Source organism: Streptomyces sp. CAU 1734 (assembly GCF_039888735.1).
GTDB lineage: Bacteria > Actinomycetota > Actinomycetes > Streptomycetales > Streptomycetaceae > Streptomyces.
The window spans coordinates 11,381-24,849 of record NZ_JBDQQP010000004.1; the positions used below are offsets into that span (position 1 = coordinate 11,381).

At 73.9% G+C, this 13,469-nt stretch carries 12 protein-coding genes; 7 read left to right on the forward strand and 5 right to left on the reverse strand.

The window, feature by feature from the left end; all coding sequences use genetic code 11:
• The first annotated feature begins 246 nt into the window (after positions 1 to 246).
• Genes AAFN69_RS08385 through AAFN69_RS08400 form a run of 4 tightly spaced genes read left to right on the forward strand, consistent with a single transcriptional unit; the run spans position 247 to position 3,188 of the window.
• On the forward strand, positions 247 to 1,821 hold the full coding sequence (locus tag AAFN69_RS08385; protein WP_347727709.1) for an ATP-binding protein: 1,575 nt from the start codon (positions 247 to 249) through the stop codon (positions 1,819 to 1,821).
• Complete coding sequence (locus tag AAFN69_RS08390) at positions 1,818 to 2,234, forward strand: roadblock/LC7 domain-containing protein (RefSeq protein ID WP_347727710.1); 417 nt, start codon at positions 1,818 to 1,820, stop codon at positions 2,232 to 2,234. The genes AAFN69_RS08385 and AAFN69_RS08390 overlap by 4 nt, the downstream gene beginning before the upstream one ends.
• A complete protein-coding gene (locus AAFN69_RS08395) occupies positions 2,231 to 2,587 on the forward strand; it encodes a DUF742 domain-containing protein (protein WP_347727711.1) in 357 nt (118 codons plus the stop codon). The genes AAFN69_RS08390 and AAFN69_RS08395 overlap by 4 nt, the downstream gene beginning before the upstream one ends.
• The gene (locus AAFN69_RS08400) at positions 2,568 to 3,188 is read left to right on the forward strand and encodes an ATP/GTP-binding protein (RefSeq protein WP_347727712.1); all 621 of its coding nucleotides are present in this window, start codon (positions 2,568 to 2,570) and stop codon (positions 3,186 to 3,188) included. The genes AAFN69_RS08395 and AAFN69_RS08400 overlap by 20 nt, the downstream gene beginning before the upstream one ends.
• Before the next feature lie 43 nt (positions 3,189 to 3,231).
• Here AAFN69_RS08400 and AAFN69_RS08405 read toward each other — a convergent pair whose 3' ends face one another.
• On the reverse strand, positions 3,232 to 4,269 hold the full coding sequence (locus AAFN69_RS08405; protein WP_347727713.1) for an EamA family transporter: 1,038 nt from the start codon (positions 4,267 to 4,269) through the stop codon (positions 3,232 to 3,234).
• Positions 4,270 to 4,410: 141 nt separating this feature from the next.
• On the opposite strand from AAFN69_RS08405, the gene AAFN69_RS08410 reads away from it, so the two are divergent.
• Positions 4,411 to 4,950 (forward strand): MarR family transcriptional regulator, encoded by a 540-nt coding sequence (locus tag AAFN69_RS08410; RefSeq protein ID WP_347728082.1) that lies wholly within the window; start codon positions 4,411 to 4,413, stop codon positions 4,948 to 4,950.
• Positions 4,951 to 5,111: 161 nt separating this feature from the next.
• On the opposite strand, the gene AAFN69_RS08415 is transcribed toward AAFN69_RS08410, so the two are convergent.
• The 3 genes from AAFN69_RS08415 to AAFN69_RS08425 are packed head-to-tail and all read right to left on the reverse strand — an operon-like array spanning position 5,112 to position 7,869.
• Positions 5,112 to 5,294: a hypothetical protein gene (locus AAFN69_RS08415; protein WP_347727714.1), complete on the reverse strand. Its 183-nt coding sequence runs from the start codon at positions 5,292 to 5,294 to the stop codon at positions 5,112 to 5,114.
• Complete coding sequence (gene malQ / locus AAFN69_RS08420) at positions 5,254 to 7,500, reverse strand: 4-alpha-glucanotransferase (protein WP_347727715.1); 2,247 nt, start codon at positions 7,498 to 7,500, stop codon at positions 5,254 to 5,256. Before malQ ends, AAFN69_RS08415 begins: the two co-directional genes overlap by 41 nt.
• Before the next feature lie 9 nt (positions 7,501 to 7,509).
• Positions 7,510 to 7,869, reverse strand: coding sequence for a hypothetical protein (locus AAFN69_RS08425; RefSeq protein ID WP_347727716.1), 360 nt, complete (start codon positions 7,867 to 7,869; stop codon positions 7,510 to 7,512).
• A gap of 477 nt (positions 7,870 to 8,346) precedes the next feature.
• Here AAFN69_RS08425 and AAFN69_RS08430 point away from each other — a divergent pair, with 477 nt between their 5' ends.
• Complete coding sequence (locus AAFN69_RS08430; protein ID WP_347727717.1) at positions 8,347 to 11,367, forward strand: beta-N-acetylglucosaminidase domain-containing protein; 3,021 nt, start codon at positions 8,347 to 8,349, stop codon at positions 11,365 to 11,367.
• A 162-nt stretch (positions 11,368 to 11,529) separates the two neighbouring features.
• Here AAFN69_RS08430 and AAFN69_RS08435 read toward each other — a convergent pair whose 3' ends face one another.
• Positions 11,530 to 12,066, reverse strand: a complete 537-nt coding sequence (locus AAFN69_RS08435) for an HNH endonuclease (RefSeq protein WP_347727718.1) — start codon at positions 12,064 to 12,066, stop codon at positions 11,530 to 11,532.
• 326 nt (positions 12,067 to 12,392) lie between these two features.
• On the opposite strand from AAFN69_RS08435, the gene AAFN69_RS08440 reads away from it, so the two are divergent.
• Positions 12,393 to 13,466, forward strand: coding sequence for a mechanosensitive ion channel family protein (locus AAFN69_RS08440; RefSeq protein WP_347728083.1), 1,074 nt, complete (start codon positions 12,393 to 12,395; stop codon positions 13,464 to 13,466).
• Positions 13,467 to 13,469: the final 3 nt, after the last annotated feature.

Consider the following 13,469-nt stretch of genomic DNA (forward strand, 5'->3'; position numbering starts at 1 on the left):
GGCCCCCGCGGCGTTCGGGGGCGGGCCGCCGGGCCACGGAGGGGCGCCCTCCGGTCACTTGCGCGGAAATTGGCCGAAAAACGACGATCGAGTGACGATTTCGCAGGACCTTGCCGTCCCGGCCATTTTCAACCGTCAACATTTGGCCAAATCAGTCACCCCGTGTCATCTCTGGTAACAGCACACGGATATGCTCCCCGACTGTCGTCATATGATCATTCCCGTTCCGATGGTTTGAGGGTGCTGATGGTCCGACACAAAACGTCGACCGAGGATCCGCGGCCCGCCGCTTCCCTTGTATGGCTCGTGCCCGTGGTGGTCACCGCCATCGCCGCGGCCATCCCCACGGCCATCGTCTCCGGATCCGCGCGCACCGCCGTGATCTGGGTCGACATCATCGCCATCGTCGCGATCGGCATCTCCTGCGCCGAAACGGTCCGCCGGGGCCGCCGGGCCACCCTGCTCAGCTCCCGCCTCGCCGAGCGCGAGACCGCGCTCCACCGCGAGCAGGCCGAGACCACCCGGCTCGTCCGCGAGCTGCTGCCGCAGGGCGTCGAGCGGCTGCGCAAGGGCGAACTGCCCGAGGACATCCTCGAAACCATGCAGACCTCGGTCGAGCACCAGGTGATCCTGAGCTCCGTGCTCGACGCGGTCGCCAAGGAGGAGGACCTCCGCGAGTCCGCGCAGCGCGCCTTCGTGAACATCGCCCGCCGGGTGCAGGCCATCGTCCACCAGCAGGCCCAGCAGCTGCGCGAGATGGAGGACCGGCACGGCAAGAACCCCGAGGTCTTCGGCGATCTGCTGCGGATCGACCACGGCACCGCGCTGATCGGCCGGCTCGCCGACTCCATCGCCGTCCTCGGCGGCGCGCGGCCGGGCCGCCAGTGGAGCAGGGCCGTTCCGCTCTACAGCGTGATGCGCGGCGCGATGTCCCGGATCACCGAGTACCAGCGGGTCGAGCTGCACTCGGTCTCCGAGGTCGCCGTCGTCGGCGCCGCCGTCGAACCGCTGATCCACGCGCTGGCCGAACTGCTCGACAACGCCACCCGGTACTCGCCCCCGCAGACCAAGGTCCATCTCACCGCCGTCGAGGTGAACGCCGGCATCGCCGTCGAGGTCGAGGACGGCGGCGTCAGCATGAGCCAGGAGTCCCGGCAGCGGGCCGAGCGGATGCTCCGCCAGGCGCAGCAGGGCATCGACGTCAACGATCTGGGCGAGACCCCCCGGCTCGGCCTCGCCGTGGTCGGCCGGCTCGCCCAGGCGTACGGCTTCAAGGTGTCGCTGCGCTCCTCCGCGTACGGCGGGGTCCGCGCGGTCCTCGTCGTGCCGAAGGAGCTCATCACCACCGTCGCCTCCGCGACCGGGCTGGCACACGGCATCGGGGCCGGATCGGGACTGCGGCCCGGGGTCGCCCCCGGGCCCGCGCCCGCCGCCATCGCCCCGCCGCCGCCCGCGGACGCGTTCCCGGCGGCACCCGCACCCGACCCGTCCCCCGAGGCGCCCGGAACCGCCGGCGGAGCAGGAGCCTCCGCTCCGCCCCCGGCCCCCGGCGCACCGGCGGTGCCGGAGGCCGGACGGGTCACCGGCCCCTCGGCCCCGGACGCCGCGGCGGACGGCGATTCACCGGTCGTCACCGAACGGACGGCGACCGGACTGCCGCAGCGCCGCCGCAGAGTCCCTGCGGCGGCACCGGCCGCCGAGACGGCGCCGGCCGAGCCGGACACCGCACCGGCGGTGCAGCCCGGTATGTGGCTCACGGCGTTCCAGAACGGCCTGGCCGGTGAGGCAGCCCAGACGAACAAGGGGAGTACCCAGCCATGATTCAGCAGCAGCGGTCCGGCCAGACCAACATGGACTGGATGCTCAAGGACTTGGCGGAGGGCGTACCGCAGACCAGGCATGTCATCGTGTTGTCGGCGGACGGCCTGCGCATCGCCCAGCACGGCGCGGACAACGACACGGCGGACCGGCTGGCCGCGGCCTGTGCCGGGCTCCAGAGCCTGGCGGGCGCCGTCGCCGCCGAACTCCCCGGCAGCAGCGGGCGGATGCATCTCGTCGTCATCGAGATGAGCGGCGGCTTCTTCTATCTGATGGCGGCCGGCGCGGGCGCCTATCTCGCTGTTCTCGCCGACGAGGGTGTCGACGCCGGGCTGATGGGCCAGCGGATGCGGGACCTGGTACTGCGGATCGGAGAGCACCTGAGCAGCCCGCCACGCCAGGAGCGAACCGCGTGAGCGATGCCGGGGACTGGGAGGACGGCAGTCCCGAACGGCTGTATGTCATCACCGGCGGACGGAGCGGCGCGTCCCTGCCGGCCGCCCTCGACCTGGTCACCCTGATCGTGGCCAGGTCGGGGCCCCGGCACGGAATGCAGCCGGAGCACGCCGCGATCATCCGGCTCTGCCGGGCGCCGCTCTCGGTGGCGGAGATCTCCGCCTATCTGCGGCTGCCGGTGAGTGTGATCACCGTACTGCTCAGCGATCTGCTTCTGGAGGAGCAGGTACTGGCCCGGGCGCCGGTTCAGGCCGCCCGACTCCCCGACCGCGCTTTGATTGAGGCAGTGATCGATGGACTTCAGAAGCTCTGAGCAGGTGCCGGGCCCCCGGGTCGAGGATGTGCTGCCGCAGACGGCCGCCGCCGCCGTGAAGGTGGTCATCGTCGGCGGTTTCGGCGTGGGCAAGACGACGCTGGTCGGCTCGGTGAGCGAGATCAGACCGCTGACCACCGAGGAGACGATGACCCAGGCCGGGGTCGGGGTCGACGACATCCACGGGGTGGAGCGGAAGACCGCCACCACGGTCGCCATGGACTTCGGCCGGATCAGCATCAATGACGAGCTGGTGCTGTATCTCTTCGGCACCCCGGGCCAGCAGCGCTTCTGGTTTCTGTGGCGCGGGCTCTTCGAGGGCGCGCTGGGCGCGGTCGTCCTGGTCGACACCCGGCGGCTGGAGGTCAGCTTCGATGTCATCGGGCGGCTGGAGGAGCGCCGGGTGCCGTTCGTGGTCGCGATCAACACCTTCCCGGACGCCCCGGTCCATCCGGTCGAGGAGATCCGGGGCGCGCTCGATCTGCCGCCGTCGGTGCCGATCGTGGACTGTGACGCCCGGCAGCGGGGCTCCAGCCGGGATGTGCTGATGACCCTGATGCGGTATCTGCACTCCCTGGCGGTGACGGCGGACGTCTCCTGACATCCGCCGCCGGTGCCGGGGTGCGTGGGGCCGGGGCCGGGGGTCAGCCGCCGGTGCCGCCCGCGCCGGGCACGGCGGCCGGGGCACGCTCCCCCGGCGGGGGTACGGAGGCGGGCGCCGCCGGGTCCTCCGCGCGCTCCCCGGCCCGCCTTCCGGCTTTCCCGGGGGCCTTCCCGGCGGTCTTCCCGGCAGTCTTCGCCGGGGCCTTCTCCGGGGCCTTCGCCGCCGGCCGGCGCGGGCGGAGCTGTCCCGCGAGTGTCGCGCCGAAGGCGATCAGCATGCCCAGCAGCTGTACGGGGGTGAGGGCCTGCCCCAGCGCCGCCCAGCCGATGACCGCCGCGGTGATCGGCGACAGCGGCCCGAGGAGGGTGGCGGAGGTCGCGGTCAGCCGCTCGATGCCGCGGAACCAGAGCCAGTAGGCGACCGCCGTGTTGGCGAGGGCGAGATAGAGGTACCCGGCGATGTTGGTCCCGTCGAGCGCCGGGGGCGCGCCCTCCACCAGCAGGGCCACGGGGGCGATCAGCAGTCCGCCCGCGGTGAGCTGCCAGCCGGTCATCACCAGCGGGCCGACGCCCTCGGGGCGCCCCCAGCGCTTGGTGAACACGGTGCCGGCGGACATGGAGAGCGACCCGGCCAGACCCGCCAGTACGCCGACGAGGTCGAAGCCGGCGCCGGCCCGGAGCACCACCAGACTCACCCCGAAGGCGGCGGCCACGGCGGTGAGCAGCGCGCGGGTGGTGAACCGCTCGCCCAGCAGCACCGAGGCGAGGCCGACCACGAAGAGGGGACCCACCGAGCCGACGACGGCGGCGATCCCGCCCGGCAGCCGGTAGGCGGCGAGGAAGAGCAGCGGGAAGAAGGCCCCGATGTTGAGCGCGCCCAGCACCGCCGCCTTCCCCCACCAGGCGCCGCGCGGCAGGACCCGGGTGGCGGCCAGGATCAGCAGCCCGGCGGGCAGGGCCCGCATCAGACCGGTGAAGAGGGGCCGGTCGGCCGGCAGGAACTCGGTGGCCACCACATAGGTGGATCCCCAGGAGATCGGGGCGAGCGCGGTGAGGGCTGTCAGGGCTGCGCGGTTCATGGGGTCCTCCTGGGCGAGTGCGCTAAAATTAGCTTACTCCTAAGCGACTTAACGTCAAGCTACTTACTTGCAATCAATTGGAGAGGGGTCGATACTTGTCCCATGACTTCGACTGGCGCCCCGGGGGCGCAGGGCTCCTCCATGACCACAACCGAGCCGGCGGCCCCGGCCGGCGGGCCGGGTGAGCAGCCGCCGGACGCCGTCGACGCGATCGTCGGCCAGTGGGCGGAGGTCCGGCCCGATCTCGACACCGGACCGATGGCGGTCTACGGGCGGATCCACCGGATCTCCCGGGCGATGAGCGATCTGATGGAGCGGGAGTACAAGCGGTACGGCCTGAATCTGGGCGAGTTCGACGTCCTGGCCACACTGCGCCGTTCGGGTGAGCCCTACACCCTCTCGCCCCGGCAGCTCTCGGCGACGCTGATGCTGACCACGGGCGGGATGACCGGGCGGCTCGACCGGCTGGAGAAGGCCGGGATGCTCACCCGCAACCCCGATCCCCTGGACCGGCGCGGGCTGCGGGTCACCCTGACGGAGCGCGGTCTGGCGGTGGCCGACGAGGCGGTGGCGGCCGGGGTGTCGGTACAGCGGGAGCTCTTCGGCACGGCGCTCGACGAGGCGGAGGCCCGCCGGCTCGGCGATCTGCTGCGGCGGCTGCTCTCCGTCCACCCGTCCTGAGGCCCGGCCCCGGAGCTCAGCCCGTCCCGGAGCGCCGGGGCGGGCGGGTCACCGGGCGGCTTCCGCGCGCCCGGGCATGCCAAGAGCGCCCCGGAGGGCGCGTATGCGAACACACACGCCTCCGGAGCGCCCCGGCGGTGTTCAGCCGGCGAAGCCGGTGGTCAGCTCTGCGAGCCGGGCTTCCTGGACTTGTCGAGGACCATCACCAGGCCTGCGATCACCAGGAAGATCACCAGCGGGGCGGCGACAAAGAGACCCAGGGTCTCGGCCACACTCAGACCGGAGCCCGGGTCGTCACCGTCGTCACGCGTCAGGGCGAGCGCGGGCGACGACAGGAGCAGCATCATCAGCGTCGTACCGGCCGCGACGGTGCCGGCGCGCAAAGTGTTCTTCTTGTCCACGGTCCCCAACGTAGCGAACGGCCGATCCGGCCGCGCGCCCGGGGTGCCGTACGGGGCGGCCCGGGGGCGCCGGCGGCGCACCGCCGGTGAGGACCCGCATCAGGGCGTGCAGCCGGGGTGAGGCGGCCACTTCCTCCAGGGTGAGCGGATGGGCGTCCCCGTCGGCGAGGGGCAGCCGCCAGTTGGGGTACTCGTCCAGGGTGCCGGGGAGATTCTGCGGGCGGCGGTCGCCGACGGTGTCCGGCAGCCAGACACCCGTCATCAGGGCGGGTGTCCGCAGCAGAAAACGGTGGACCGCGCGGATCCGGCCCTCCTCGCCGTCCGTGCCCTCCGGCAGCAGACCGAGGGTGCCCAGCAGCCGCAGCCACTCGGCCACATCGGCCTGTTCGGCGGTCCGCTCCTGCCGGAGCGGACCGCCGAGCAGCCCGAGCCGCCCGCGCAGCGACACATGCTCACCGGAGAGTCTGGCGGCGATGGGCGGCAGATCGTGGGTGGTGGCGGTGGCCAGACAGTCCGCGCGCCACTTCTCGGGCGGCAGCGGACGGCCGGAGCCGGACCACTCCCGCTCGAACCAGAGCACCGAGGTGCCGAGCACACCCCGGCGGGCGAGGGATTCCCGTACGCCCGGCTCGACGGTGCCGAGATCCTCGCCGATGACCACGGCCCCGGCCCGGTGGGCCTCCAGGAGCAGGACGGCGAGCATCGCCTCCGCGTCGTACCGGACATAGGTGCCGTCGGCGGGCGGGGCACCCGCCGGAACCCACCAGAGCCGGAAGAGCCCCATCACATGGTCGATCCGGACCGCGCCCGCGTGGGCGAACAGACTCCGCAGCACGGCGCGGAAGGGGGCGTATCCGCGGGCGGCCAGGGCATCGGGCCGCCAGGGCGGCAGTCCCCAGTCCTGCCCCCGGGAGTTGAAGGCGTCCGGGGGCGCGCCCACCGACATGCCGGCGGCCAGCAGCGGGCCCTGGGCCCAGGCGTCCGCGCCCTCGGGGTGGATCCCCACGGCGAGGTCGTGGACGATGCCGATGCCCATGCCCGCGTCGAGCGCCGCCCGGTGCGCCGCCGCGAGCTGGCAGTCGGTCAGCCAGGCGGCCCTGGCGTGGAAGTCGATCCGGTCGAGCAGCGCGCACCGGGCGCGGGCGGTCGCCGCCGAGCGGGGGTCGCGGAGCTCCGGGGGCCACGCGCGCCAGTGCGGGCCGTGGACCTCGGCGAGGGCGTTCCACACGGTGTGGTCGTCGAGGGCGGGGCCCTGCGCGGCGAGGAAGTCGGCGTACGCGGCCCGGCGGCCCGGTCCGAGGGGGACCCGCGCGATCAGCTCCAGGGCCTCCCGCTTCAGCGCCCACACCGCGTCCCGGTCGATCAGCGCGCCCTTGCGCAGCACCGATTCGCGCAGTGCGGCGGCCTGTTCGCGGAGCTCTTCGAGCCGCTCCCGGTCGGCGCCGGTGACCCGGGTGTACTCCGGGATGTCCTCGATCCGCAGATGGACGGGGTCGGGGAAGCGGCGGGACGACGGCCGGTACGGGGAGGGGTCGCCGACCCCGCCCGGTCCGGCGGGCACGGCCGAGTGGAGCGGATTGACCTGGATGAATCCGGTGCCGAAGGAGCGGCCGGCCCAGGCGGCCAGCTCGGCCAGATCGCCGAGGTCGCCCATGCCCCAGGAGTGTTCGGACAGGAGTGAGTAGAGCTGGACCAGGAATCCGTGCGACCGGCCCGGGGGCCGCGGCGCCCGGTCGGGGGCGACGATGAGCACACTCGTGGCGGACCGGCCGTCGGGTGCCTCGGCGGTGAGCCGGTGGACCCCGTGGGGAAGGCCGGGCCGGCCGTCGGTCTCGGAGCCGTCCTCCAGCACGAAGCGCACCTCGGTGCGGTCGGGGAGCCGCGCGAGAATGCCCGAGGTGTCCGCCCGGTCCGGGCCGGCCGTCCCGCCCGCGGCATCGCCGGCCGGGTGCCAGAGGACCAGGGTCGGGGGGAGCAGCCGGCGCGCGGCGGACTCGGCCCGCTCCAGGGCGGCTTCATCGGCCGCGTCGACGCCGAGCGCGGCGAGGACGGCGGCGACCGTGCTCTCCGGGACGGGGACGGCCGCGCCGCCGGGGGGTGTGTGGTGGGTGGCGACTCCGTGCAGTGCGGCGAGCCGGGCTGGGCCCATGAGACTCCTTCAGACTCCCGGGGACTGTGAGCCGCCCGCGGATCCGGCGGAGGTCGGCTCGCTGGTGAGCGGTGCGGCGTCGGCGAGCGGGGGCTCGCTGGTGAGCGGGGCCGCGGCGGAGAGAGGCGGTTCGCTGGTCAGCGGAGCCCCGGCGGAGAGGGGCGGTTCGCCGATGAGCGGGCCGAGCCCGCCGAACAGGCGGGGGGCGGGGGGTATCGGCGCCGGTTTTCCGGCCGGGCGGCGGGCACCGGGGAGCAGTGGGGCTCCGGGACGGCCCCCGGGCTCCCGGGTGCCCGGGGCACGGGAGGAGAGCGCGTCGGAGAGCAGCGAACGGGCGGAGGGGGCTGAGGCGGAGGCAGAGGCGGCCATGGCGGGCACTCCCAACAGACGATACGGACGGTAATCGTTCCCGTGCGGCCCATACCCCGTGGGCGCCGGCGCAGACCTGCACGACCCATGAACGTGCCCTGCGTCACATTTCGTTCCCGGTCTCCGATTCCGCGAATCATCCGCGGGATCATCCGGCGGACCGTCATCCGTCCGGCCCCGACGGGCGTCCGCCGGATCACCCCCGGATCGCCGGGCGTTCCCGGCCGGCGGGACGTCACCCCGCGGGCCGCCCCTTCCGCGTACCGACGGGGCCGCGTCCGGCAACCCTGCGTACGCGAGTTCACCGCGCCCCGGGCGGCTCCGCGCCCCGGCCCGCCGGCCCGGCGCATCGCGGCCGGACCAGCCGCGTTTCCCGGCAAAAGACACACATCGGCCAGACGCATTGACACTTTCGGCACGGCGGTGGTGAGGTCGCAACCGAACAGAAACATTGCGGGAACCGAAAGGAGACCTGGCGTGCGAATCGCGCACAGGAGGGGGACGGCCACCGCTGTCGCCGCCGCCGTTCTCGGCGGTCTCCTGAACGGAGCACAGGCCACGGTCGCCGCGCCCTCCTCCCCCGTCTCCCCGCCCGCTCCGGCCGTCCCCGCGCGCACCGTCGCCGAGGCACCGGCCGAGGGCGCCGTGCCCTCCGTCTGGCCGCGTCCGCAGTCGATCCGGGCCGCGGGCTCCGCCGTTCCCCTGGGCGACGAGGTCACCATGGTCACGGCGGACGGCGCCGACCCGTACGCCGTCGACGAGGTGCGGAGGCTGCTGAGCGAGTCCGGTGTGCGCACCGTCCACAGCGCCCTGCCCGGACGCGGCCCGGTGCTCTTCATCGGCGGCTCCGGCGCGCAGGACGCGCTGCGCGCCCTGCGCGCACCCCGGCGCGCCGATCTCCCCCCGGGCGGCTACCGGATCGCGGCGGGGAAGATCGGCGGCCGGGCCTCGGTCGCGGTCGACGGCGTCGGCGAGAGCGGGCTCTTCAACGCCGCCCAGACCCTGCTCCAGCTGGTCGTTCCCGCCCCCGGGGGCCGGAGGGCCATCGCCGGGGCGATCGTCCACGACTGGCCGGGCACCGCCGTGCGCGGAGTCACCGAGGGTTTCTACGGAGAGCCGTGGACCCATCAGGAGCGGCTGGCTCAGCTGGACTTCCTCGGCCGGACCAAACAGAACCGCTATCTCTGGGCCCCCGGTGACGACCCGTTCCGGCAGGCCCGCTGGCGCGAGCCCTATCCGGCGGCGCAGCGCGCGGAGTTCCGGGAGCTGGCGGAGCGGGCGCGGCGCAACCATGTCACCCTCGCCTGGGCGGTGGCGCCGGCCCAGCGGATGTGTCTGGCCGACGACGGCGATGTCCGGGCGCTGCTCCGGAAGATCGACGCGATGTGGGCGCTGGGGGTGCGCGCCTTCCAGTTGCAGTTCCAGGACGTCAGTTACAGCGAATGGCACTGCGACCGGGACGCCGCGGTCTTCGGTTCGGGCCCGCGCGCCGCGGCCCGGGCGCATGCGCGGGTGGCCGACGCGGTGGCCCGCCATCTGGCGGACCGCCGGCCGGAGGCCGATCCGCTGTCGGTGATGCCGACGGAGTACTACCAGAAGGGGACCACCGAGTACCGGCGGGCGCTCGCGGCGGAGCTGGACGGCCGGGTGCAGGTGGCGTGGACCGGGGTCGGGGTGGTGCCGCGCACCATCACCGGCCGGGAGCTGTCGGGGGCACGGGCGGCCTTCGGCCATCCGCTGGTCACCATGGACAACTACCCGGTCAACGACTATGCCCAGGACCGCCTCTTCCTGGGTCCCTACACGGGCCGGGAGCCGGCCGTGGCGGCGGGTTCGGCGGCGCTGCTGGCCAATGGCATGGAGCAGGCGGCGGCCTCCCGGATCCCGCTCTTCACCAGCGCCGACTACGCGTGGAATCCGCGCGGCTACCGGCCGCGGGAGTCCTGGCAGGCCGCGATGGCCGATCTGGCCGGGGGCGACGCCCGCACCCGGGAGGCGCTCGCCGTCGTGGCGGGCCATCACTCCTCCTCGATACTCGACCCGGCCGAGTCGGAGTATCTGAAGCCGCTGCTGGCGGAGTTCTGGCGGCTGCGGACCACCGGGGGCGCGACCGCCGCCGGCGCGGGCACGGCGGGCAAGGGCACGGCGGGCAAGGGCACGGCGGACAGGGAGACCGCGGCGGCCGGGGAGCGCGCGGCGGCGGCGCTGCGGGCCGCTTTCACCGCGATGCGGCAGGCGCCCGAGCGGCTGACCCGCCCGGCGGAGGGCCGGCTCGACGACGAGCTGCGGCCCTGGCTGGACCAGCTGGCCCGGTACGGCAGGGCCGGCGAACTCGCCGTCGATCTGCTCGGCGCCCAGTCGCGCGGTGACGGCGCGGCGGCCTGGCGGCTCTCGCTGGCGCTGGAGCCGGTCCGCGCGGAGCTGGCGGCGAGCCGGGCCACGGTCGGCAAGGGTGTGCTCGATGTCTTTCTGAAGCGGGTGGCGCGGGAGGCGGCGGCCTGGACCGGCGCCGACCGGGCCGCTGCGGGCGCCGGGCGGGACACGGTCCAGCTGCCCAGGGCCCGCCCGCTGGAGTCGGTGGTCGTGATGACCGGGCCGGGTTCGGGGCAGGGGGTGCTGGAGGCCCATGTCCCCGGCGCGGGCTGGCAGCGGCTCGGGCCGCTCTCGTCCGGCGGCTGGACCCAGGCGGACGGCGGAGGGCTCCGGGCGGACGCGATCCGGGTGACCGCGCGGGGCCGGGAGTCCGTCGATGTGCGGTCCCTGGTGCCCTGGTTCGCCGATGAGCCCGCGGTGGAGCTCGAACTGGCCCGTACCGAGCTGGACGCGGAGATCGGCGGGGCGCCGCAGCGGGCGGCCCTGCGGCTGACCCCCCGGCGCCCGGGCGAGGTGAGCGGGACCGTCACGGCGACGGCGCCCGCCGGGATCGAGGTGACGGTGCCCAAGCGGACCGCGGTGCCGCGCGGGGTGCGGACGACGGTGCCGGTCGTCGTCTCCGTACCGAAGGGGACACCGGCCGGGGAGTACCGGGTGACGGTGGCCTTCGCGGGCCGCGAGCAGACACTGACGGTGCGCGCCGCGCCGCCCACCGCCGGGCCCGATCTGGCCCGTGTCCCGGGGGCGGAGGCGTCCTCGTCGGGTGACGAGACACCGGACTTCCCGGCTTTGGCGGCCGTGGACGGCGATCCGGCCAGCCGCTGGTCCTCACCGGCCGAGGACGGCGCCTGGTGGCAGCTGCGGCTGGCGACCCCGGCGCGGGTCGGCCGGGTGGTGCTGCGCTGGCAGGAGGCGTACGCGGCAAAGTACCGCGTCCAGGTGTCGGAGGACGGCCGGACGTGGCGGACGGCGGCCACCGTGCGCGACGGCCGGGGCGGCGCGGAGACCGTCCGCATGGACAGCGGTGTGGTCCGCTTCATCCGGGTGCAGGGGGATGCCCGGGCCACCCGGTTCGGCTACTCGCTGTGGTCGGTGGAGGCGTACGAGGTGGCCGGCGGGCGGTGAGCACGCGGTGATCGCGGGCGGCCGGGACCCGGCGCCGGGTGTCCCGCACGCTGATCGCGGGTGCCGGCGCCGTATCGCCGGGTGATCCGCCGCGGGGCCGGGGCGCCGCCCGGCGGACGGCGGCGCCCGGCGGCGGCGCCCGTAAAACAAAGAAGCCCGATCTCAGGCAGAGATGCCGTCGATCCGGGCCATCGCGTCTTCCGCGCCGTACGGTTGGAGGTACGGGAGCCAGCGGGGGTCCCGGTGTCCGGTCCCGATGATCCGCCAGGCGAGCCCGCTCGGCGGGGCGGGTTGATGCCGCAGCCGCCACCCCAGCTCCAGCAGATGCCGGTCGGCTTTGACGTGGTTGCAGCGGCGGCAGGCCGCGACCACGTTGTCCCAGACGTGCTGTCCGCCCCGGCTGCGCGGAATGACATGGTCGACGCTGGTTGCGACGCCACCGCAGTACATGCAGCGCCCGCCGTCGCGGGCGAAGAGCGCTTTGCGGGTGAGGGGGACGGGGCCCCGGTAGGGCACCCGGACGAACCGCTTGAGCCGGACGACGCTGGGGGCGGCGACGACACGGGTGGCGCTGTGCATGAAGGCGCCGGACTCCTCCAGGCAGAGGGCCTTGTTCTCCAGGACGAGGACGAGCGCGCGGCGGAGCGGTACGACGCCGAGGGGCTCGTACGACGCGTTGAGGACCAGGACGTGCGGCACGGCGGATGCCTCCTTGTACGCCGGCGGCGCGTGGCTCGCGCCGGGACGATCTGTTCCCAGTCTCCCCTCAGGCCAGGGACGAGCGCCACCACGTAGTGGTAACGGGCTCGAAGTGTTTTCGACCACACCCGGGGGTGCGGGCGGCTCACCGGCTGGTGTGATCGTCCACAACATCCACAACGCCGGGGCCGCCGTATTCGTCCCCGGCTTCCTCCCTGGTGAGACTTGTCTCTCCGGGGAACAGAACAAGAAGGCCGGGCGGGATGCCCCGTTAGGGTGGTTGGCCAGCCGTACGCCATGCCAGGAGGTTCTCCCACGTGACAGGGATCCCGCTGTCCGCCGTGCTGGCCGCCGATGACCCGGCGGCCCCGCCGGAGGCACCCGTATCGCTGGACGAGGCGGCCCGGCACGCGGAGGACGCCGCGGGCTGGGTGGAGCAGAACTGGTCCACCTGGCTGAACACCAGCCTCCGTATCGCCCTGATCCTGGTGGTCGCGCTGGTGCTGCGGATGCTGGTGCGCCGCGCGCTGACCAAGCTGATAGCGCGGATGAACCGTTCCGCCCAGGCGGTGGAGGGCACCGCGCTCGGCGGTCTGCTGGTCAACGCGGAACGTCGGCGGCAGCGCTCGGAGGCGATCGGCTCGGTGCTGCGCTCGGTGGCGTCGTTCGTGATCCTGGGCACGGCCGGGCTGATGATCCTCGGCGCCTTCAAGATCGATCTCGCCCCGCTGCTGGCCTCGGCCGGTGTGGCCGGTGTGGCGATCGGCTTCGGCGCGCGCAACCTGGTCACCGACTTCCTCTCCGGCGTCTTCATGATCATGGAGGATCAGTACGGAGTCGGCGACAGCGTGGACGCGGGGGTGGCCTCGGGCGAGGTCATCGAGGTCGGTCTGCGGGTCACCAAGCTGCGCGGCGACGACGGCGAGATCTGGTACGTCCGCAACGGCGAGATCAAGCGGATCGGCAACCTCAGCCAGGGCTGGGCGACCGGGACGGTCGATGTGGCGGTCCGCCCGTCCGAGGATCTGGAGCGGGTGCGCTCGGTGATCGGCGAGGTGGCCGAGGAGATCGCCAAGTCGGAGCCGTGGAACGAGCAGCTGTGGGGCCCGGTGGAGATCCTGGGTCTGACGGAGGTGCTGCTGGACTCGATGACGATCAGGATCTCGGCGAAGACCATGCCCGGGAAGGCGCTCGGGGTGGAGCGGGAGCTGCGCTGGCGGATCAAACAGGCGTTCGACGCGGCGGGCATCCGGATCGTGGGCGGTCTCCCGCAGGCCGTGGACGAGGCGTCCGCCGACCCGTCGGCAGGGGTCGCCCCGCCGTCCGCGCTGGCCAGCCCGACCTCGCCGCAGTCGCTGGCGGCGGCGCCGATACCGCAGGGGCCGAATCTGGCGAAGTGACCC